The following is a 20,886-nucleotide window of genomic DNA, read 5'->3' as shown; positions in this document are numbered from 1 at the left end:
CATGTTCAATATTGCTGATCCAACCCGGGCTGGCGCGCCTCAGAGATACTGGGCAACCTTCTTGCCGACGGTGAGGAAGCGCAGGGGATCGATCGCTTCGCCATTGTGGCGCACCTCATAGTGCAGATGCGGGCCGGTCGAGCGGCCGCTGCTGCCGGTCTTGCCGACGATGGCGCCGGCGTCCAGCTTCTCGCCCACGGTCACGTCGATTTCGCTCAGATGTCCGTAGCGGGTGGCAAAGCCATTGCCGTGGTCGACTTCCACCATGCGGCCATAGCCTCCGTTCCAGCCGGCCTTCGTGACAATGCCGGGCGCCGTGACCTTGGCCGCCATGCCGATGGGAGCCCGGAAGTCCATTCCCGAATGCAGCGCGGCAGTGCCGAGGATAGGATCGGTGCGCACGCCGAACGGACTGGTGACGGAGTGGCCAGGGGCGGGGTTGGCAAGCGGCAGCCGGCGCGCTTCCTTCTTTAATTGATCAAGCGTATCCAGGGCTTCGTCCAGTTCCTTGACCTTGCTGTCGAAGATCATCGAACTGTCGAGCGGGATCAGCGGGCCGCCGACATCACTCTCGTTCTTGCCGAAATCGCTGTCGACCGGCAGCCCGGCCGCCGCCAGCGCCTGCTGGATGGCATCCGCGCTCTTGTAGGCATTGTCGGAGAGCGTGCTGATGCGCGTGAGTTGTTCGTTCTCGATGGATTTCAGCGACTGGTTGATCGAAACGAACAGCTTGTCCGCGCGATCTGCTGCGGAATCGCTGGGCAGTGGATCGGTACGGGTCGACCACAGGGAGAACGGCCTGGTGTCGGCGGCACCCAGGTCCACGCCCAGGCTGGCGACCGCGTAGCTCGGCGCCGGCTGGTTGATGCTGCCAGTCACTTCGGCGTGCTTGTCGGGCTTGGCAGCTGCTGCGGGATCCTCGGCGGGCTCCGTTCCGACCTCATTCTCAGCGCGTTCGAGCAGCGGGCCGAGACGGCCGTGCCGCTGGCTGAGCTGTGTCTGGCGTTCAAGCAGTTCGCTGACCTTGGTTTCCATCAGCTGCTGGTCGAGCAACTGGCGGCTGGTGATGCGGTCGACCTGGGCGCGAAGCGCCGAGATGCGGTCTTCATAGGCCTGCTGCATGCGCGCCTGGCGCGCGGTGGTGGCGCCGATCAGGTCGTCGCGCAGCACGAGATAGGACGTGGCCAGCAGGTAGCCGATGGCAATGGCGGCGAATGCTGAACCGATGAATGCCGCGAGCCAGGGCCGGATCGTGAAATGCCTGATCTCGTTGCCGCGCGCGATGATTATCGTGTGAGGTTCCTTGCGCCTGCCGAAGACTGCGGACTGACCGGTTGCGTTCACGGGACCAAGCTTTCGTTTACGACATCACGACGCCCTGACTACACATTATTAAGGTTAACAAAGCTTTGCGGGATTGAATGCGCGGCGACGAATGCACGCGGGGCGGGCGGGAGGTTGCATGAAAACCGCCAAGTTGAGGCCCCGGTGTCGCGAAATCCCTGGCAATCGTCACCAATGTGCTGGCAGGAGAAGCGATTGTCGCTCGCGCGTTAGAGGTTAGTTTCTTAACTGTCTTCGATTGCTTTTAGTTGACAGTTTTCGAGTAAAAGCGTGCCGGGATTTGGGATTCATTTTGGCTATGGGAATGCTGAGCGATCTGGTTGGCAAGATCCTCGACAAGATTTCGGGTACTGGTCTGCTGGCGATGGGGCTTTTGCTGCTGACTGCCTTTGTCAGCGCGCTCGTGGCCTATTGGCGCACGGTCGAGAATAAGAGCTGGAAGGAGTTTTTCGAATTCGTCATCCCGCACGAGGTCATCACCCATCCCTCGGCGAAGGCCGATCTGCTGTTCTGGGTGACGAAGAAGGCCCTGATGCCCTTCCTGATGCTGCCCGCCGGCATTGTCTTCGTCACCGCGGTTGGCTACGCGACCAATTGGCTGTTTTCGACACTCTTCCAGTTCCAGCCGCCTCTGATCGAGGGGCCGGCGGGGCCGGTGACGGTGCTGATCTTCACCATCACCATGCTGCTTGCCTACGACATTTCCTATTATCTCTATCACGTCGCCCAGCATCGCTATCCGCTGCTTTGGGAGTTGCACAAGGTGCATCACTCGGCCGAGGTGATGGTCGGGATCACCAAGGATCGGGTCCACCCGCTCGACGAACTGATGAATCGGGCCTGGGACGGCCTCATCGTCGGCATCTGCTTCGGCATCTGGTCGCTGATTTCGCTGAACCTTGTCGAACTGACCGTCTTTGGCGTGAACGTCTATGTCATGCGCAACATCCTGATGATGGATTTCGTCAGGCACACGCATTTCAAGATCTCGTTCGGCCCGCTCAACAATGTGATCCTGTGTCCTCATTGGCACCAGTTGCATCACAGCACCGATCCACGCCACTACGATAAGAATTTCGGCCTGCTGTTCTCGTTCTGGGACCGGCTGTTCGGAACATTGTGCGTGCCGAAGCCCGACGAGGACTTCAAGTTCGGACTGATTGACCGCGATGTGCGCGATTATCAGTCGCTCGCCGGCCTCTATGTCATGCCGCTGAAGCGGATGTGGAGGCACATCGCCAGGCGCATGCGACCTGGAAAACCAAGGACCTCACGATCATCTGAAGGGACACGGCCATGAACGCTCCTTTCGTGCTCGCCATCCCGCGGACACGCACCTTCGAAGTCGTGACATCGGCGGAGCGGCTGGCCGAGATCACGCCGGCCTGGAGCGCACTTTGGCGGCGCGTCGGCGGGCTGGTCTTCCAGCACCCGGAATGGATCGCGGCCTGGTGGCGCACGACGCCGCAGCAGGAACTGCGCACGCTCAGGATCGGACTGGCCTGGAACGGCGACCGGCTCGATGGCGTGATTGCGCTCGCCACTTTCAAGCGCTCCGGCATCCGTATGCTCGAATGGGCGGCGAAGGATCACAGCGACTATGGCGACGCGCTGCTGGCCCCCGACTGTGATCCGCAGGTGCTCTCCCGGCTCTGGCAGTATGTTCTTGATCAGGGTGGCTTCGACCTGATCTATCTCAACCGTCTGCTGCCGGATGCCGGTGTTGGTGCTCTGCTGGACCCGGCCTCGCGCCATGGCAAGGCACTACGGCCCAACCACCGCAGTGAAATCAGCTACCGTGTCGCCGGTTCCTGGCAGGGTGGGGCGAAATGGTTCGAGACGCTGTCCAAGAAGGCCCGGCAGAACTACCGTCGCGGCCGCAAGTTCATGGAGGAAGGCGGGGAATTGCGTTTCCGCCTGCTGGATGCGGACGAGCCGCGCGAGCCTGTGCTCGCGCGGGTTGCGGCGCTGAAGCGCCTCTGGCTCGCCCGGCATGGCCGCGTCTCGGACCTGTTCGACGAGGGCTCGCCCGTTCTCGCCGCGCTTGTTTCCGTGCTGGCCGAACTCGGGCTGTTGCGCATCTTCGTGCTGGAGCTTGACGGCACGATTATCGCAGTCTCCATCAATTTCGAGCAGCACGGCACGATGATGGCTTTCGTCACCACCTACGATCCCGAATACGAGCGCGCCTCGCCGGGCATGGTGTTGATGATGGACTACATCCAGTGGTCGCTCGACCGCGGCTTGGCCAAGGTTGATTTTCTCTGCGGCGGCGAGGACTTCAAGCGCCGCTTTGCCACGGAATCAGTAACGCTGTGGTCGATGATGGGCGCGCGCGGTCTGCGCGGCCATCTCGCCGCGCTGGCCGATCATGCGAACCATGTTGCGAAATCCTGGCGGGAGCGGCGGCAGCCGAAGGCGGAAACACCCGACGAGTAAGGCCGGCTCATGTGAACGTGGCATCGCGCGCTCAAAGCGCGCGAACGGCTTCCAGCACTTCCTCGGCATGGCCCTTGACCCGGACCTTGCGCCAGATCCTGGCGATCCGCCCGTCGCGGCCGATCAGGAATGTCGCGCGCTCGACGCCCATGTATTTGCGGCCATACATCGATTTCTCGACCCAGAGATGGTAGGCGTCGATCACCTTGCGTTCCTCGTCGGCGGCGAGATCGATGGTGAGATTGTATTTCGACTTGAACTTGTCATGCTTCTTGACGGGATCGGGCGACAGGCCGATCACGACGGCACCGGCCTTCTCGAAGTCCGGCTTCAGCTGTGAAAAGCTGATCGCCTCCTGCGTGCAGCTTGTGGTGTCGTCCTGCGGATAGAAGTAGAGCACCACGGGTTTGCCGGCCGACGCGGCCAGGCTGAGCGAACCGCCGCCATCTCGCGGCAGGTCGAATTGCGGCGCAAGATCGCCCACGTCGAGGTCAGCCATATCGATGCCCTTGTTTGAGGTTACGCGCGAAGCCACACCGATATAGTGTCGAGCGGGGATTCGTCCACGAGCGAATTCGTACAACGGAAGATGGCGTGGATCAGGAGCAACCGCAGCACGAGAAGATCAGGTTCAGGCGGGATGAAATCACCGACCTGGGGGCTTTGCCGTCCGCGTGCCGCGTCCCGCCGCTCGGTCAGGCGTCGATCGGCCGCGGCTTCCGCATCCTTTCGCGCGTGTTCGCCGGCGTCGTCAGCCTCGTGTTGCTGGCAGCAGTCGTCGTCTATCTGGTCGGAGCGTCCGGCATCGGCTCCGAGCGGCTTCGGACGGAAGCCGAGATCGCCATCGAGAGACTTGCCGGCGTCGATGTCCATGTCGCTGTCGGGCCGGCGCGCATCACGCTCGACAGTTCGAGCTTCGTCGCGCTTCAGGTCAGCGACGTCAGCCTGAAGACATCGGATGGCAAGCCGATGGCAGATGCCGGCCGTGTTCGCTTCGGCATGCGCCTGATACCGCTGCTGTGGGGGGAGGTGCGGCTGACCAGCGCCAGGATATCCGACGCGCGCATCGTCACGGCCGCGATGCCGTCAGGCGGTGACTGGACAGCCGGCTTGCGCAATGAGGATGGCCTTGTCGACCCGGAGAAACTGTCCGACGCGGTGTTCGGCAATATCCATCAGGCGCTCGACGCCGTGCGGGAGGATTCGCTGCGCCGGATCGATCTCCGCAATGTCGAATTCGTATTGCCCGAAACCGGGGCGGTCAGGCTGATCACGATCACCGACGCCACCGTCGTACAATCGGGTCCGGGCGGTATGGAGTTTTCCTCCGAGGCGAATGTCGACGGCAGAAAGGTTACCCTTGCCGCTTCCGCCACCCGCGATATCGCGGCGCACCGCGTGACGGCGCTGACAGCGAACATCGACCTGGCGCCTGCCGACAACACCACTGCCGGAGCCGGGAAGCTGGGTGCGGTCGCATTGAAGCTGACAGGATCGGAAGGATCCGGTGCGAATGCATCGCGGCTGACAGCCGCGATCTCGTCCGCCGGGTCCGTGCTTGATCTTGGCACGCGCGGCCTGCTGCCGGCCGATTTCGACGTAGATGCCACGCTTGTCCATGGCAGCAACAAGATCCAGGTCGACAGGCTCCTGCTGAAGACCGGGCGGTCTTCTTTCAATTTCGGCGGCTCGATAGGGCCGAAGCCGGCGACAGGGGCGGCGGGCGAGGAACCCTCCTATCGTTATGACCTGACCAGCGACGGTTCGACCCTGGCGCCATCGGAATCGCCCGAGCCCGCGCTGGCGTTTATCGCCCGTATCGCCGGCGTCTATCAGACCAAGAGCCATAAGCTGGTGGCCGAGCAGATCGCGGTTCGGTCCGACGCTTCCGGCGAGGTGCTTGGCACCGCGGCCGTGGAATTCGTTGACGGCAAGGCTCCCGGTATCAATCTGGCGCTCAACGTCCATGACATGCTGGTCTCGCACGTCAAGCAGCTGTGGCCGTGGTTTTCGGCGCGCAACGCGCGGCTCTGGGTGCTCGATAATCTGTTCGGCGGCCGCGTCGTCGATGCCAATCTTCAGTTCCAGGTCGTGCCGGATCGCCTCGGCAATGGTGTTCCGCTTTCTGCAGACGAAGTGTTCGGCCGCTTCCAGATCGAAGGGTCGCGCTTCGACACGGCCGGGCGCATTCCGCCGATACGCGACGCGGTCGGCGTCGTCGCCTTCCACGGCAACGACGTCGACATTTCGCTCTCCTCGGGCACCGTCTTCATGCCCAGCGGCCGCACCGTGGCGGCCAGCAACGGCACACTGTCGGTCAAGGCGGCGAACCACCCGCCGGTCATCGGCGCACTCGACATTGACGTGGAGGGAGAGGCGTCGGCTGTCGCGGAACTCGCCTCCTACGAACCGATCAACGCCATGCGCCATGTCGGCTTCCTGCCGGAGGACCTGTCCGGCAGCGTTACCGGCCATGTCAGGGCCGACATTCCGTTGCAGTCCGGTGTCGACACCTCGAAACTGGACTGGCTGGTGTCCCTCGACTACACCGGCCTGTCGCTGGCCAAGCCGTTCGAGGGACAGACCGTCACCGATGCCGACGGCTCGATCACGGTCGACCCGGAAAAGGCGGTGATTTCCGCCAAGGCGTCGTTGAACAACATTCCGGCCGAACTCGACCTCGTCGAGCCGCTGGTGGATAACGGGCCGCCGCGCAGCCGCAAGGTAGCCCTGGTGCTTGACGACAAGATCCGCGCCGCCGCCATGCCCGGCCTGACGCCGCTGCTCGGCGGAACGGTGAAGGTCGCGATCGACAAGAGTGGTGGCGGCAATCAGAACGTCTCGGCCGACCTGACCAATGCCAGGCTGGACATTCCCTGGGCCGGCTGGAGCAAGGGGGCAGGGGTCCCGGCCAGTGTCACCTTCGTCATGACCAAGTCCGGCGACACCACGACACTGTCCGACTTCAACCTCGACGGCAAAACATTCTCCATCGACGGCAGCATCGTGCTGGTCAACGGCGCCCTGTCGTCGGCAAAATTCAGCAAGGTCACCTTGAACAGAGGTGACGATGTCGCGATTTCGGTGAAGCGGTCGGGCAAGGGCTACGCGGTCGACATCAATGGCAATGCGCTCGACGCCCGATCGCTCATCAAGCAGTTCATGTCGGATGTCGACACCGCAACCAAGACCACCGGAACAGACAACATCTCCGTCAGCGCCGACGTCGAACAGCTTACTGGTTTCCACGACGAACAATTGTCCAACCTGAAGCTGGACTACAGCGCGGCCGGTTCAAGGGTGAACGGCCTGAAGGTCAGCGCCACGGCCAGTTCGGGCGCGGCCATAGCAGTCAGCAACACTGCCGGCGACGGCCGGCGCTCGCTCAACGTGCAGTCGGCGGATGCAGGCGCTATCCTGAGATTCCTCAACATCTACGAGCATATGGAAGGCGGGTCGATCACCTTGGCGCTGACGGGGGCAGGCGACGGGCCGATGAAGGGCAAAGTCGATACCAGCAACTTCTTCATCGTCAATGAACCGAAACTGGCCTCCATCGTCTCGACCACGCCGGCCGGCGACAACCGCAGTCTCAATCAGGCGGTCAAGGGCAATCTCGACACGTCGCGGGTCAAGTTCGAGCGCGGCTACGCCGAGATCGAGAAAGGCAGCGGCTATCTGAAGCTTGCCAATGGCGTGCTGCGCGGCCCCCGCATCGGCACGACGTTCCAGGGCATCCTCTACGACCAGAACAACAATATGGACATGACGGGCACCTTCATGCCGGTCTATGGCCTCAACCGCATCTTCGGCGAGTTGCCCATCGTCGGCGCGCTGCTTGGCAACGGCCGCGACCGCGGCCTGATTGGCGTCACCTACCGGCTCAGGGGCAATGCCAACAAGCCGGTGCTCGACGTCAATCCGCTGTCGGTGATCGCGCCGGGAATATTCAGGTCGATCTTCGAGTATCGCTGAGCAATTCCAGGAAAAGTGTGAAGCGGTTTTCCGTCCGGAATTGCGTCAAAACAAATAGTTAGAGCCGTTCACCGTTTCCGTGAAATGGTGAACGGCTCTAAGCGGCCTCAGGCCGGCCGCACCAGAACGTGTTTTTTCTTGCCGAGTGAAAGCTTTACGACGTTTTCCGGACTCAGATCCTGAAGCGTGACCATGCGGCGATCATCACTGACCGACTGGTCATTGATGCGAACCGCACCGCCCTGGATGTGCCGCCGCGCCTCGCCATTGGACGATGCCAGCCCGGCCGTGACCAGCAGCGACAGGATGCCGACGCCGGCCTCCAGCGATGCCTTGTCGGCCTCGACCGTCGGCAATGTCTCCGCTAGAGCGCCTTCCTCGAAGGTTTTTCGCGCGGTTTCCTCGGCCTGGTTTGCCGCTTCGCGGCCATGGACGATCGCCGTCGTCTCCGTGGCCAGCACCTTCTTGGCTTCGTTGATCTCGGAGCCGCCGAGGGCCGCCAGGCGGGCGATCTCATCGAGGGGCAGGCGGGTGAATATCTTCAGGAAGCGCTCGACATCGGCGTCCTCGGTGTTGCGCCAGTACTGCCAGAAATCATAAGGCGAGAAGAGGTCGCCGTTGAGCCACACCGCTCCCTTCGCCGACTTGCCCATCTTGGCGCCCGACGATGTCGTGAGCAGCGGCGTGGTCAAAGCGTAAAGCTGCGGCGTGCCCATGCGATGGCCGAGATCGACGCCGTTGATGATGTTGCCCCACTGGTCCGATCCGCCCATCTGCAGGCGGCAGTTCTGGCGCCGGGCGAGCTCGACGAAATCATAGCCCTGCAGGATCATGTAGTTGAATTCGAGGAACGACAGCGACTGCTCGCGGTCGAGCCGCAGCTTGACGCTGTCGAAGGTCAGCATGCGGTTGACGGAAAAATGCCGGCCGACGTCGCGCAGGAACTCGACATAGTTGAGTTTCATCAGCCAGTCCGCGTTGTTGACCATGATGGCGTCGTTCGGGCCGTCGCCGAAACGCAGGATGCGGCCGAAGATGCGCTTGATGCCCTCGATGTTGGTGGCGATCGCCTCGGGTGTCAGAAGGCTGCGCTGGTCGTCACGGAAGGACGGGTCGCCGATCATCGACGTGCCGCCGCCCATCAGCGCGATCGGCCGGTGCCCGGTCTCCTGCAGCCAGTAAAGCATGGTCGCGGAGATCAAATTGCCGATATGCAGGCTGGTGGCGGTGGCGTCGTAGCCGACATAGGCGGTGACCGTTTCCTTGGCGAAAAGTTGGTCGAGGCCGGTCTCATCCGAAATCTGGTGGATGAAGCCGCGCTCGCTCATCGTGCGCAGGAAATCGGATTTGAAGGCAGGCATGGTTTCTTTCCCGAAAGCGTCCGCCCGGTCCGGCGCGGGCGTATGTGAACGGGCGCGTTTAGCATCCAAGCGCGATCAGCAAAAGTGGAATCCAGTTTTGCGTCCGATCGTGCGGCAACCAGGAGTTCGCGATCAGCAAAAGTGGAATCCGGTTTTGCGTCCGATCGCCTGCGCGCGAAGGAGCACAAGATGTCCTGATGATCACCGGTTGTTGAAACGGCGCAACGGACCGCCCGGCACCAATGCTTGCTTCATCGTTTCGGCTGGCGTAATGAGGCGCCGCGCCAAAGGTTCTTGCAGCCCACGACCTCGAGCGGCACCGCACGGCATCCAAGAATGCCATATCCGACGACAGAGCCCCGACGCGACATGCCGGACGCATTGATATCCATCGTCATTCCTTGCAGGAACGAGGCGGCAAACCTGCCGCTGCTGATCGACGAGATCGAGACGGCGATGGCCGGGCGCGACTTCGAACTGATCATCGTCAACGACGGCTCGACCGACGAGACGGCTGCCGTGCTGACCGAGCAGGCGACGCTTCGCTCCTTTCCGGTACGGGAATTGCGGCACCAGAAATCCGCTGGCCAAAGCCTCTCGGTGCGTTCGGGCGCCTGGGCGGCGCGCGGCAGCATCGTTGCCACGATCGACGGTGACGGCCAGAACGATCCGCAATACATCCCCATGCTGGTGGACGCCTTGCGGCAGGCCGGCCCCGATTTCGGCGCCGCCCAGGGGCAGCGCCTCAAGCGCCGCGACAGCAAGGTCAAGCAACTGGCGTCGCGCTTCGCCAACTGGCTCAGAAACGCCATCCTGCATGATGAGACGCGCGATACCGGCTGCGGCCTCAAGGCCGTCCATACCGATATCCTGCGCAAGCTGCCGTTTTTCGACGGCACGCACCGCTTCGTCCCCGCTCTGGTCATCCAGGAGGGCTATCGCGTCGTGCATTGCGATGTGGTCGACCGCTCGCGCCGGCACGGCAAGTCGAACTACGGCATTTTCGACCGCGGCCTGCAAGGCGCACTCGATCTCGGTGGTGTCTGGTGGCTGCGCCGCAGGCGCCGCAGAATGCCAAAAGTAGAGGAAATCAAGCGTGTTTAACGTGCTTCAGGAACTGGCGACGTGGCTTCACCAGGTTTTCATCAAGCAATTCGATGCGTGGGTCCTGCTCGGCTTCATCGCCCAGTTCTTCTTCACCATGCGCTTCGTCGTGCAGTGGCTCGCCTCCGAAAAGGCCAAGCGCAGCGTGGTCCCGGTGGCCTTCTGGTTCTTCTCCCTGTTCGGCGGCGGCCTGCTTCTGATCTATGCCATACAGCGCCAGGACCCGGTGTTCATCGCCGGCCAGGCCATGGGTATGTTCATCTACATCAGGAATCTCTGGTTGATCGCCAATGAGCGCAAGGCGGCGATGACCAAGGTCGATTGAGCGGCCTGTCACATCAAGAAATGACCAGAGAGGCTCGAGCATGGCGTTGAACAGGAACTACATCTTTCTCTTCCTGTTCAGTCTGGTGATGACGGTTTCGGGGTTGGCATCCTTGCCGCCGATCGACCGGGACGAGTCGCGCTTCGTCCAGGCCACCAAGCAGATGGCGGAGAGCGGCGACTATGTCGACATCCGCTTCCAGGACGCCTCGCGCTACCAGAAGCCGATCGGTATCTATTGGCTACAATCTGCCGCCGTGACCTTGAGCGGTAAGGGGGCCGAAGCGCCGATCTGGGTCTACCGCACGATCTCCGCGCTTGGCATTGCCATTGCGGTGCTGGCGATCGCCTGGACAGGGACCAATCTTTTCGGCGCCAATGCCGGCCTCGCCGCCGGCTTGGTGATGGCGGCGATCTTCGCCACGGCCTTCGAGGGCCGCGACGCCAAGACCGATGCGATGCTGCTCGCCTGCTGCGTGGCGGCGCAAGGCGCAATGGCGCAGATCTACCTGGCAGCGCGCCGCAACGAACCTGTCGCCGGCCATCTCTGGTGGATATTCTGGATCGCGCAAGGGGCAGCGATCCTCATAAAGGGGCCGATTGCGCCGCTACTGTCGGCGCTGACAATCGCCGCGCTGTTTGCCTTCGAGCGTGACGGGCGCTGGCTGTCGAAACTCAAGGTCGGGCGCGGCCTGTTGCTCGTCGTGCTGATCACACTGCCCTGGCTCGCCGCGATCACCTGGAAAAGCCATGGTGCTTTCCTGCAGCAGGCTGTCGGCAAGGACATGCTTGGCAAGGTCGCGTCGGGCGAGGAATCGCATGGCCTGCCGCCCGGCTTCTACATGCTGACCTATTCGCTGTTCATGTGGCCTTTCGGCCTGATCGCCGTCGGCGCCGGCCTCCAGGCCCTCAACCGTCTGCGCGACGATGTCAGGCTGCGCTTCTGCCTCGCCTGGTACATCCCTTTCTGGCTCGTATTCGAGCTCATTCCGACGAAGCTGCCGCACTATGTTCTGCCGGCCTATCCCGGCATGGCGCTGCTGATCGGCTGGCTGCTGACCCTGCAGCCGCAGGATGCCAACGCACCGCTCAGGCGCTGGCAACAATGGCTGTGGTGGGCGACTGCATTCGGTCTGGTCGTGGTCAGCCTTGGTCTGGCGGCGGTCTGTATCGGAGCGCCGATCTACCTCACCCACACATTTTCCTGGTGGAGCATTCCGGCCGCCGCAGCCGCGCTCGGCACTGGCTACCTGGGTTTTTCGCGGCAGTTGCAGGTGCCGCTGCCCCGTATCGGAGCCACCGCCGCCGGCGCCGGCATCACCTATGCCTTGCTGTTCGGTGTCATCGCCCCATCCCTGACGCCGATCTGGCTGAGCCCGGCGATCAAGCAAGCGGTGCTTGCCAACAAGGCTTGCGACACGACGGTGCTGGCCTCGGCGCGCTATCAGGAACCGAGCCTGGTATTCCTGGTCGGCACCAAGACGGTGCTGACCGATATCGGCGGGGTGGCGGAACATCTGCTTGCCGATCCGGCCTGCGCGTTGGGGCTGGCGCCGATCGAGGATGAGCAGAAACTGAATGGCATGCTGTCGGTGCGAGGCAAATCGGTGAACCGTGTCGCCGAAGTCGACGGCATCAACTATTCGTCGGGAGACAAATTGTCGCTCGGCCTTTATCGTATCGCGCAATGACTTCGGCGATGAGGTCGACTTCCCAATGCTCGTGAAATCGCGCCCACCCGTTTCTGGCAGGCTCCTGGGGACAGGGCGCCGGTCGGTCGACAATTTTCTCGACACGATGCGGATCGTGAGAGGGCGCTTTGCCGCCCGTCCCGCCAGGTACCCGAATATAGTATGGTCGGTCTGGGGCGTGGGCTGGGTTCTGCTGACCGCTGCGGCGTTTGTGCGTCTCGACACCCCGGCGGGGATGCTTCGAGATCAATGGTCGCCGGGATTCGTCCGTTTGGCCGACTTTTTCACGCAGTTCGGCCTAGGCGGCTGGTATCTCATTCCGCCCGCGCTGTTGCTCGTCGCGGCCAATCTGATCGATTGGCGAAGTCTCTCGAGACGATCATTGATGCTCGCCTACAACTGGACTTGCCTAGCTTTCCTGGTGCTGAGCGCCGTCGGCCTGTCCGGTCTGACGGTCAATGTCCTGAAATACGCGATCGGCCGGGCCCGCCCGCTCTACTTCCAGGATTTTGGTGTGCTGGCCCTGCATCCCTTTGCTTTCGATGCACGCTTCGCCGGCTTTCCGTCCGGCCATGCCACGACGATGGGCGCTGTGTTCGGCGTTCTTCTGCTCTTGTTTCCGCGACGCTGGTATATCGCGCTGGCGGTGACGGCCTGCATCGCCTCGACCCGGGTCTTTGTTGGCGCCCACTATCCGAGTGACACGGTCGCCGGCTTCGGCCTTGGCTGCGCCTTCGCGCTCGCCTGCGGGGTGATGTTTGCCCGCCTCGGCTTCATCTTCCGGCCGATGCAGTCGGGATTGCCGGTCCGCAAAGCCTCGTTCCGGCTGGTTGCCCCGGAAAGATAGGTCGCAGGGCGGATTGGTCTAATTGCTGTCCAGTCCGCCGTAAGATCTCACCAGGCGAGCCATGTCGGACGAATTGGCGGTTTCGCTTTCGAGCCCTTGCGCCACGCCCGCGCGATCGGCGACGGGACGGTTCTGGCTGACCTTCCACTTGCCGTGGATCTCGCTGATCTCGATCTCCAGTCCGATGATGCCCTTGATCTGCGACTGGATGAAGGGCGGCGGTGCATCAGTCACCGCCCAGGGCGCCTCGCGGGGGCCTTCCTGCGATAGGGTCAGGTCGGCGATCTGCTGGGCCAGCCAGTCCTGATCGTCGATCACTTTGGCCGTGCCGCGCACCTGCACGATGGCATAGTTCCAGGTCGGCACCACCTTGCCGGTCTCGCGCTTGGTCTCGTACCAGGAGGGCGTCACATAGGCGTCGGTGCCCTGGAAGACGATCAGCAAGGGCGATGCCGGATTGTCGGCAATGAGGCGCCATTGCGGGTTGGCCTTGGCCAGGTGAGCCCGCAGCCTGCCGTTCGGCGCCGCTTCGGCGTCGAGCAGGAAGGGAATGGCGTTGGCGACCGGGCCGTCAGGCCCGTTCGAGATCAACATGCCGAGCGGATGCGCCCTGATCAGTCCATGCACGACATCGGGGCGCGTTTCCTGGAAATGGGGAGGCTCGTACATCGGCGTTGGCGCCTTCCCCTGTTTATCTCAGCCGCTTCGGCCGCGGATCGGACAACTCGCCCGCCAGCCGGCGATCGAGATAGTCGGCGCATTCCTCGATCAGCAGGTCGGCGTCGTTGGCAAAAAAGTGGTTGGCGCCGGGCAACGTCTTCTGCGTGATGGTGATGCCCTTCTGCGTGTGCAGCTTGTCGACCAGGCCTTGCACGTCCTTCGGCGGCGCCACCTTGTCGGCATCGCCATGGATGATCAGGCCCGATGACGGGCAGGGCGCCAGGAACGAGAAATCATAGGTGTTGGGTTGCGGCGCGATCGAGATGAAGCCTTCGATCTCCGGCCGGCGCATCAGAAGCTGCATGCCGATCCACGAGCCGAAGGAATAACCGGCGACCCAGCAGCTCTTGGAATCCGGGTGCAGCGACTGGACCCAGTCGAGTGCGGCCGCCGCATCCGACAATTCGCCGGTGCCGTGGTCGAACTCGCCCTGGCTGCGGCCGATGCCGCGGAAATTGAAGCGCAGCGTGGTGAAATCACGCTTCTGGAACATGTAGAAGAGGTCGTAAACGATCTTGTTGTTCATCGTGCCGCCGAATTGCGGGTGCGGATGCAAGACGATGGCGATCGGCGCGCTCTTTTCCTTGGAGGGCTGGTAGCGTCCCTCCAGGCGACCGGCCGGACCGGTGAAAATGACCTCAGGCATGAAATACTCCACTTGGTATACGAATGCGCGGCGCCCGGAACGTGTCTTCCTCTGGCCTTGACGCAGGGCGAGCGTCTTCTTAGAAGCTAGTTTAGAACTATTCAAAACTGAGTGGCCAGACGTCGAGCCCGGCCACCCGCGCCGCAAGCCGCGTAAATAGGACGGCTCGCCTTGGAATTTCAAGGAAATAACGCCATACGACGACCGAATGGCTTCTGACGGGATCAACTGGACGAAAATGGCCGCAAAACGTGCCTATCTCGACTACAATGCCAGTGCGCCGCTGCTTGCAGCGGCGCGCGAGGCTATGGTCGCGGCGCTTGACGTGGCGGCCAACCCGTCGTCGGTCCATGCCGAGGGCCGCGCCGCGCGGCGCCTGATCGAGACGGCAAGGCGCGAGGTCGCGGCACTGGTGAATGCCAGGCCCGAACATGTCGTGTTCACCTCCGGTGCGACCGAAGCCGCCTCGACGCTGCTCTCCCCCGATTGGCAGATGGGGCGCGGCAGCGTGCGCATGAGCCGGCTCTACGTCTGCGAGGCCGATCATCCCTGTCTGTTGAATGGCGGCCGCTTTCCGGCGGCGCAAGTGACGCGCATCGGCGTTGACGCAAATGGCATTGCCGATCTTGCGGCCTTGGCGGCGGCCCTTGCCGGTCATGACAAGGCCGATGGCCTGCCGCTGGTGGCGATCCATGCCGCCAACAACGAGACCGGCGTTATCCAGCCGATCGATCGTATCACCGAAATCGTCAAGGCCGCCGGCGGCATTCTTGTCGTCGATGCAGTTCAGGCCGCGGGCCGCGTTTCGATCGATATGTCAGCGGGTTACGCCGATTATCTGATTCTGTCTTCGCACAAGATCGGTGGCCCCAAGGGCGTCGGTGCCATCGTCGCTGCCGCCGACCTGATGATGCCGAAGCCCCTGATAAACGGTGGCGGCCAGGAAAAGGGCCATCGCGGCGGCACGGAAAACCTCGCCGCCATATCAGGCTTTGGCGCCGCCGCGCGCGAAGCGCTGGCAGGACTGCCGGCGATCGATGCGGTGCGCGAGCGTCGCGACGAGATCGAGGCAATAGTGAAAATGCTGGTCCCGGACGCGGAAATCTTTGGAACCGGTGCGCCAAGGCTTGCCAACACGACATTCTTCGCTATTGCGGGCGTCAAGGCCGAAACCGCGCAGATCGCCTTTGATCTCGCCGGTGTTGCGCTGTCGGCCGGCTCCGCCTGTTCGTCGGGCAAGGTCGGGCCGAGCCACGTGCTGAAGGCCATGGGCTACGGCGACAGTCTCGGCGCCTTGCGTGTGTCGATTGGCCCGGCGACGGGTGCCGAGGACATCGAACTGTTCCGCATCGTGCTGGCGGGTATCGCAGCCCGTCGGGCGGATAAGGAAAAGGCCGCGTAGCGGTTGGACGATTTTGGGCCTTTCGGCCTGGTAGAGCCGTGCGTTTCATGCTGGCCGGGTGAATTTCCGGTCGAGGCGCACTATATGGAACTTACGCTGCCGCGAGCGCTTCTTCGGCGCTCATTTCGGCGGTGCCATAGTTTGAAAACTGTCGGGCCTTGACCCCGGCGTGGATGGAGAACGCATATGCCTGCTGTGCAGGACACGATCGATCGGGTCCGAAAGATCGACGTCGACCAATACAAATACGGATTCCAGACGGAAATCGCAGTCGATAAGGCCCCCAAGGGCCTGAGCGAAGACATCATCCGTTTCATTTCGGCCAAGAAGGACGAGCCGTCCTGGATGCTGGAATGGCGCCTGGAAGCCTATCGGCGCTGGCTGACGCTGGAGGAGCCGACCTGGGCGCGCGTCCACTATCCGAAGATCGATTTCCAGGACATCTACTATTACGCGGCGCCCAAGAGCACGCCCGGCCCGTCGTCGCTCAGCGACGTCGATCCCGAACTCTTGAAGGTCTATGAAAAGCTCGGCATTCCGCTGCGCGAGCAGGAAATCCTTGCCGGCGTTCAGAAGACGGATGCCTCCGATCTCGAGGAGCCTAGCGACAATGTCTACAAATCGGGCCGTGTCGCTGTCGACGCGGTGTTCGATTCCGTCTCCGTCGTCACCACCTTCAAGAAGGAACTGGCGCAGGCCGGCGTGATCTTCTGCTCGATCTCGGAAGCCATCCGCGAGCATCCGGAACTGGTCCAGAAATATCTCGGATCGGTCGTGCCGACATCGGACAATTTCTACGCCACGCTGAATTCGGCGGTCTTCACCGATGGCTCGTTCGTCTTCGTGCCCAAGGGCGTGCGCTGCCCGATGGAACTGTCGACCTATTTCCGCATGAACGAGAAGAATACCGGCCAGTTCGAGCGCACGCTGATCATCGCCGAGGAGGGGGCTTACGTCTCCTATCTCGAAGGCTGCACGGCGCCGCAGCGCGACGAGAACCAGCTTCATGCCGCAGTGGTCGAACTGGTGGCGCTCGACGACGCTGAGATCAAATATTCGACGGTGCAGAACTGGTACCCCGGCGACGCCGAGGGCAAGGGTGGTATCTATAATTTCGTCACCAAGCGCGGCGATTGCCGTGGCGACCGTTCGAAGATCTCCTGGACGCAGGTCGAGACCGGTTCGGCGATCACCTGGAAGTACCCGAGCTGCATCCTGCGCGGCGACGATTCCTCCGGCGAGTTCTATTCGATCGCCGTGTCGAATGGCTACCAGCAGGTCGACAGCGGTACCAAGATGATCCATCTCGGCAAGAACACATCGAGCCGCATCATCTCCAAGGGCATCGCCGCCGGCTTCTCGCAGAACACCTATCGTGGCCAGGTTTCCGCGCACCGCAAGGCGACCAACGCCCGCAACTTCACCAATTGCGATAGCCTGCTGATCGGCGACCAGTGCGGCGCGCACACCGTGCCCTACATGGAAGCCAAGAATTCGACGGCGCAGTTCGAGCACGAGGCGACGACGTCCAAGATTTCCGAGGACCAGAAGTTTTACGTCATGCAGCGCGGCATTCCCGAGGAGGAAGCCATCGCGCTGATCGTCAACGGCTTCGTCAAGGACGTTATCCAGCAGTTGCCGATGGAGTTCGCCGTCGAAGCGCAGAAGCTGATCGGCATCTCGCTTGAGGGCTCGGTCGGCTGACCGGACAGATATTCAGGAAACAAAAGAATGCTTGAGATCAAGAACCTGCACGCCCGCATCGTCGATGACGGCACCGAAATCATCCGCGGCCTGAACCTGACGGTGAAAGCCGGCGAGGTCGCCGCGATCATGGGCCCGAACGGCTCGGGCAAATCGACATTGTCCTACATCCTCGCTGGCCGCGAGGATTATGAGGTGACTGAAGGCGACATCCTGTACAATGGCCAGTCGATCCTCGAAATGGATCCGGCCGAGCGCGCGACGTCGGGCATCTTCCTCGCTTTCCAGTATCCGATGGAGATACCGGGCGTGGCGACCATGGAATTCTTGAAAGTAGCCATGAACGAGCAGCGCAAGGCGCGCGGCGAGGAGCTGCTGAAGATCCCGGAATTCCTGAAGCGCGTGAAGGAAGCCGCCGCCTCGCTCAGCATGGATATGGCCATGCTGAAGCGGCCGCTCAACGTCGGCTTCTCCGGCGGCGAGAAGAAGCGCGCCGAGATCCTGCAGATGAAGCTGCTGGAGCCAAAACTCTGCGTGCTCGACGAAACCGATTCCGGCCTCGATATCGATGCGCTGAAGATCGTCTCCGACGGCGTGAACGCGCTGCGCGCGCCGGACCGGGCTTTCCTGGTCATCACCCACTACCAGCGCCTGCTCGAACACATCGTGCCCGACAGCGTGCACGTGCTGTACAAGGGCCAGGTCATCAAGTCCGGCGACAAGTCGCTGGCGCTCGACCTCGAGGCCAATGGCTATGCCGGCGTGATCGGCGAAGCCGCGTGAGATGCCAGAAGGCAAGGTCAAACTGATGAACATGCACACACAACCGCAGCGGACACCGGCCGAAACCGCGTTGATCGACGCGTTTGGCGACCGGCTGTCGCTGCTGCCGGGCGATGGCGCGGTGATGCTGAAGCGCGACGACGCGATCGAGGCGATCAAGCACGGCCTGCCGACGCGGCGCGTCGAATCCTGGCACTACACGGATCTGCGCCGGCTGTTGAACGTGGTGCCGGACTTCGACCCGGCCGCCATGGCCAAGGCCGTCGCACCTATAGTCGAAGGCTCCGCCGTTCTGCCGGTCCTGAACGGCAAGTCCGACGCGAAGGTGCCGGTCCTTGAAGGCGTCACCGTGCAGCGCCTGTCGGAAAAGCTGATCGACGGCAGCATCGCGCCCGGGCTCGATCCCTATGGCGCCGATGATGCGATCGGCGCGCTGAACACCGCTTTCGTCGCCGATGGCTACTTTGTCGATATCGCCGATGGCACGGAACTCGAAAAGCCGATCGAATTGCAGAATGTGCAGGCCGGCGGCCAGAGCCATGTGCGCTTGGCCGTTCGCGCGGGCGCCGGGGCCAAGGCGATCATCGTCGAGCGTCAGGCGGGAGACGGGGCGGCCCTGGTCAGTTCGGTCAGCCAGCTTGTGCTGGGTGAGGGTGCCGAGGTGACGTGGCTGATCGTCCAGGAGCAGCCGGAGACGGCGACTCATCTGGCGCAGTTCAAGGCCCATATCGGCAAGAATGCGAAACTGACCCTGTTCGTGATGAACGCCGGCGGCAAGCTTGTGCGTCAGGAGGTCATGGTCAGGACGACGGGCGAAGGCGCCGACTTCAAGCTGCGCGGCATCAACCTGCTGGCCGGCGATACCCATAGCGACGTGACGATGGTGCTTGACCACGCGGTGCCGCACACGACCTCGACCGAGATCATCCGCAACGTGGTGACCGGCAAGGCGCGCGGCGTCTTCCAGGGCCGTATCAACGTCCACCAATATGCGCAGAAAACCAACGCCAAGATGGCCTGCAACACGCTGCTCCTGTCGGACGATGGCGAGTTCTCGACCAAGCCTGAACTTGAAATCTTCGCCGACGACGTCGTCTGCGGCCATGGCGCGACCGTCACCGAGATCGACCACGACCATTTGTTCTACCTGATGGCGCGCGGCGTCGACGAGAAGTCGGCCCGTGGCCTGCTGGTCAAGGCGTTCGTCGCCGAGGTGATCGAGGAACTGGATGACGAGACAATCGTCGAGGCGCTGGAAGCGCGGCTGGACGATTGGTTTTTGACACACGGGTGAAATGATGAACGCTCCAGGCAAGATCGGAGATTTCTACGACGTCGAGGCGATCCGTCGCGACTTCCCGATCCTGTCGCGGGAAGTCTACGGCAAGAAGCTGGTCTATCTCGACAATGGTGCCTCGGCGCAGAAGCCGCAGGTGGTGCTGGATACGATCCAGCATGCCTATTCGCAGGAATACGCCAACGTCCATCGCGGCCTGCATTTCCTGTCGAATGCCGCGACCGACGCCTATGAAAAGGCGCGCGAAACGGTGCGCCGCTTCCTGAATGCGCCGAGCACCGACAACATCGTCTTCACCTCGAACACGACCTCGGCGATCAACACGGTCGCCTATGGCTATGGCATGCCCAATATCGGCGAGGGCGACGAGATCGTGCTGTCGATCATGGAGCACCACTCCAACATCGTGCCCTGGCATTTCATCCGCGAGCGGCAGGGCGCGAAACTCGTCTGGGTGCCGGTCGACGATCTCGGCGTCTTCCATATCGAGGAATTCGAGAAGCGGCTGACCGACCGCACCAAGCTCGTCGCCATCACCCAGATGTCGAATGCGCTGGGCACGGTGACGCCGATCAAGGAGATCGTGCGCATCGCGCATGCGCGCGGCATTCCCGTACTCGTCGACGGCAGCCAGAGCGCCGTGCACATGCCGATCGACGTGCAGGATCTCGGCTGCGACTTCTTCGTCTTCACCGGCCACAAGGTCTACGGCCCCTCGGGCATCGGCGTGCTCTACGGCAAGAAGGACATTCTCCAGGGCATGCGCCCCTTCATGGGCGGCGGCGAGATGATCGAGGAGGTGACGGAAGACATCGTCACCTACAACGAGCCGCCGCATCGCTTCGAGGCCGGCACGCCGCCGATCGTCCAGGCGATCGGGCTGGGTGCCGCGCTCGACTACATGGAAAAGATCGGCCGCGAGCGCATCGCGGCGCATGAGGAAGACCTCAAGACTTACGCCCATGAGCGGCTGCGCACCATCAACTCGCTGCGCATCTTCGGCGATGCGCCCGGCAAGGGCGCGATCATCTCCTTCGAACTGCAAGGCATTCATGCCCATGACGTGTCGATGGTGATAGACAGGCAGGGCGTGGCAGTGCGGGCGGGCACCCATTGCGCCCAGCCGCTGTTGAAACGCTTTGGCGTAACCTCCACATGCAGGGCATCGTTCGGCATGTATAATACCAGGGCCGAAGTCGACGCTTTGGCCGAGGCGCTTGAAAAAGCGCGAAAGTTCTTTGGGTGATGA

At 62.5% G+C, this 20,886-nt stretch carries 17 protein-coding genes; 12 read left to right on the top strand and 5 right to left on the bottom strand.

Annotation, left to right across the window (positions count from 1 at the left end):
- Positions 1-39: 39 nt before the first annotated feature.
- Complete coding sequence (locus AC07UC_RS23895; protein WP_494907612.1) at positions 40-1,344, bottom strand: M23 family metallopeptidase; 1,305 nt, start codon at positions 1,342-1,344, stop codon at positions 40-42.
- Between the two features lie 304 nt (positions 1,345-1,648).
- On the opposite strand from AC07UC_RS23895, the gene AC07UC_RS23890 reads away from it, so the two are divergent.
- Together AC07UC_RS23890 and AC07UC_RS23885 are read left to right on the top strand one after the other, a co-directional pair.
- Positions 1,649-2,644, top strand: coding sequence for a sterol desaturase family protein (locus AC07UC_RS23890; protein WP_494907611.1), 996 nt, complete (start codon positions 1,649-1,651; stop codon positions 2,642-2,644).
- Positions 2,641-3,783, top strand: a complete 1,143-nt coding sequence (locus AC07UC_RS23885; RefSeq protein ID WP_140767856.1) for a GNAT family N-acetyltransferase — start codon at positions 2,641-2,643, stop codon at positions 3,781-3,783. The genes AC07UC_RS23890 and AC07UC_RS23885 overlap by 4 nt, the downstream gene beginning before the upstream one ends.
- Positions 3,784-3,814: 31 nt before the next feature.
- Here AC07UC_RS23885 and AC07UC_RS23880 read toward each other — a convergent pair whose 3' ends face one another.
- Positions 3,815-4,282, bottom strand: coding sequence for a peroxiredoxin (locus tag AC07UC_RS23880; RefSeq protein WP_494907610.1), 468 nt, complete (start codon positions 4,280-4,282; stop codon positions 3,815-3,817).
- A gap of 95 nt (positions 4,283-4,377) precedes the next feature.
- On the opposite strand from AC07UC_RS23880, the gene AC07UC_RS23875 reads away from it, so the two are divergent.
- A complete protein-coding gene (locus tag AC07UC_RS23875) occupies positions 4,378-7,758 on the top strand; it encodes a hypothetical protein (RefSeq protein WP_494907609.1) in 3,381 nt (1,126 codons plus the stop codon).
- 107 nt (positions 7,759-7,865) lie between these two features.
- Here AC07UC_RS23875 and tyrS read toward each other — a convergent pair whose 3' ends face one another.
- Positions 7,866-9,119 (bottom strand): tyrosine--tRNA ligase, encoded by a 1,254-nt coding sequence (gene tyrS / locus AC07UC_RS23870; protein ID WP_494907608.1) that lies wholly within the window; start codon positions 9,117-9,119, stop codon positions 7,866-7,868.
- 369 nt (positions 9,120-9,488) lie between these two features.
- On the opposite strand from tyrS, the gene AC07UC_RS23865 reads away from it, so the two are divergent.
- From AC07UC_RS23865 to AC07UC_RS23850, 4 genes are read left to right on the top strand one after another with little or no spacing between them, the layout of a single operon-like run.
- Positions 9,489-10,223, top strand: a complete 735-nt coding sequence (locus tag AC07UC_RS23865) for a glycosyltransferase family 2 protein (protein ID WP_494907607.1) — start codon at positions 9,489-9,491, stop codon at positions 10,221-10,223.
- On the top strand, positions 10,216-10,548 hold the full coding sequence (locus AC07UC_RS23860; protein ID WP_056562293.1) for a lipid-A-disaccharide synthase N-terminal domain-containing protein: 333 nt from the start codon (positions 10,216-10,218) through the stop codon (positions 10,546-10,548). The genes AC07UC_RS23865 and AC07UC_RS23860 overlap by 8 nt, the downstream gene beginning before the upstream one ends.
- A gap of 40 nt (positions 10,549-10,588) precedes the next feature.
- On the top strand, positions 10,589-12,238 hold the full coding sequence (locus AC07UC_RS23855) for an ArnT family glycosyltransferase (RefSeq protein WP_494907606.1): 1,650 nt from the start codon (positions 10,589-10,591) through the stop codon (positions 12,236-12,238).
- Positions 12,162-13,085: a phosphatase PAP2 family protein gene (locus tag AC07UC_RS23850; protein ID WP_494907605.1), complete on the top strand. Its 924-nt coding sequence runs from the start codon at positions 12,162-12,164 to the stop codon at positions 13,083-13,085. The genes AC07UC_RS23855 and AC07UC_RS23850 overlap by 77 nt, the downstream gene beginning before the upstream one ends.
- A gap of 18 nt (positions 13,086-13,103) precedes the next feature.
- Here AC07UC_RS23850 and AC07UC_RS23845 read toward each other — a convergent pair whose 3' ends face one another.
- Both AC07UC_RS23845 and AC07UC_RS23840 read right to left on the bottom strand, forming a co-directional pair.
- Positions 13,104-13,754 carry an FMN-binding negative transcriptional regulator gene (locus tag AC07UC_RS23845; protein WP_494907604.1) on the bottom strand — a complete coding sequence of 217 codons (651 nt, stop codon included), beginning with the start codon at positions 13,752-13,754 and terminating at the stop codon, positions 13,104-13,106.
- Positions 13,755-13,776: 22 nt separating this feature from the next.
- Positions 13,777-14,451: an alpha/beta hydrolase gene (locus AC07UC_RS23840; protein WP_027042409.1), complete on the bottom strand. Its 675-nt coding sequence runs from the start codon at positions 14,449-14,451 to the stop codon at positions 13,777-13,779.
- A gap of 238 nt (positions 14,452-14,689) precedes the next feature.
- Here AC07UC_RS23840 and AC07UC_RS23835 point away from each other — a divergent pair, with 238 nt between their 5' ends.
- The 5 genes from AC07UC_RS23835 (at position 14,690) to AC07UC_RS23815 (ending at position 20,883) form a co-directional block, all read left to right on the top strand.
- Positions 14,690-15,853 (top strand): cysteine desulfurase family protein, encoded by a 1,164-nt coding sequence (locus AC07UC_RS23835; RefSeq protein ID WP_494907603.1) that lies wholly within the window; start codon positions 14,690-14,692, stop codon positions 15,851-15,853.
- Positions 15,854-16,039: 186 nt separating this feature from the next.
- Positions 16,040-17,557: a Fe-S cluster assembly protein SufB gene (sufB, locus tag AC07UC_RS23830; RefSeq protein WP_096445255.1), complete on the top strand. Its 1,518-nt coding sequence runs from the start codon at positions 16,040-16,042 to the stop codon at positions 17,555-17,557.
- A 27-nt stretch (positions 17,558-17,584) separates the two neighbouring features.
- Positions 17,585-18,340 carry a Fe-S cluster assembly ATPase SufC gene (gene sufC, locus AC07UC_RS23825; protein ID WP_494907602.1) on the top strand — a complete coding sequence of 252 codons (756 nt, stop codon included), beginning with the start codon at positions 17,585-17,587 and terminating at the stop codon, positions 18,338-18,340.
- A 25-nt stretch (positions 18,341-18,365) separates the two neighbouring features.
- Positions 18,366-19,634 (top strand): Fe-S cluster assembly protein SufD, encoded by a 1,269-nt coding sequence (sufD, locus tag AC07UC_RS23820; RefSeq protein ID WP_494907601.1) that lies wholly within the window; start codon positions 18,366-18,368, stop codon positions 19,632-19,634.
- 4 nt (positions 19,635-19,638) lie between these two features.
- Positions 19,639-20,883 (top strand): cysteine desulfurase, encoded by a 1,245-nt coding sequence (locus AC07UC_RS23815; protein ID WP_494907599.1) that lies wholly within the window; start codon positions 19,639-19,641, stop codon positions 20,881-20,883.
- Positions 20,884-20,886 lie beyond the last annotated feature (3 nt).

It is taken from the genome of Mesorhizobium sp. GW821-FHT04C10 (assembly GCF_059420305.1).
This window is presented reverse-complemented; position numbering and strand designations above follow the sequence as displayed.

What these genes read in the sequence shown, in the direction of transcription:
- AC07UC_RS23865 (WP_494907607.1), top strand. Translation starts at nt 9,489, where the DNA reads ATGCCGGACGCATTGATATCCATCGTCATTCCTTGCAGGAACGAGGCG.
- AC07UC_RS23880 (WP_494907610.1), bottom strand. Translation starts at nt 4,282, where the DNA reads ATGGCTGACCTCGACGTGGGCGATCTTGCGCCGCAATTCGACCTGCCG.
- AC07UC_RS23885 (WP_140767856.1), top strand. Translation starts at nt 2,641, where the DNA reads ATGAACGCTCCTTTCGTGCTCGCCATCCCGCGGACACGCACCTTCGAA.
- AC07UC_RS23835 (WP_494907603.1), top strand. Translation starts at nt 14,690, where the DNA reads ATGGCCGCAAAACGTGCCTATCTCGACTACAATGCCAGTGCGCCGCTG.
- tyrS (WP_494907608.1), bottom strand. Translation starts at nt 9,119, where the DNA reads ATGCCTGCCTTCAAATCCGATTTCCTGCGCACGATGAGCGAGCGCGGC.
- AC07UC_RS23855 (WP_494907606.1), top strand. Translation starts at nt 10,589, where the DNA reads ATGGCGTTGAACAGGAACTACATCTTTCTCTTCCTGTTCAGTCTGGTG.
- sufD (WP_494907601.1), top strand. Translation starts at nt 18,366, where the DNA reads ATGAACATGCACACACAACCGCAGCGGACACCGGCCGAAACCGCGTTG.
- AC07UC_RS23840 (WP_027042409.1), bottom strand. Translation starts at nt 14,451, where the DNA reads ATGCCTGAGGTCATTTTCACCGGTCCGGCCGGTCGCCTGGAGGGACGC.
- sufB (WP_096445255.1), top strand. Translation starts at nt 16,040, where the DNA reads ATGCCTGCTGTGCAGGACACGATCGATCGGGTCCGAAAGATCGACGTC.
- AC07UC_RS23815 (WP_494907599.1), top strand. Translation starts at nt 19,639, where the DNA reads ATGAACGCTCCAGGCAAGATCGGAGATTTCTACGACGTCGAGGCGATC.
- AC07UC_RS23890 (WP_494907611.1), top strand. Translation starts at nt 1,649, where the DNA reads ATGCTGAGCGATCTGGTTGGCAAGATCCTCGACAAGATTTCGGGTACT.
- sufC (WP_494907602.1), top strand. Translation starts at nt 17,585, where the DNA reads ATGCTTGAGATCAAGAACCTGCACGCCCGCATCGTCGATGACGGCACC.
- AC07UC_RS23845 (WP_494907604.1), bottom strand. Translation starts at nt 13,754, where the DNA reads ATGTACGAGCCTCCCCATTTCCAGGAAACGCGCCCCGATGTCGTGCAT.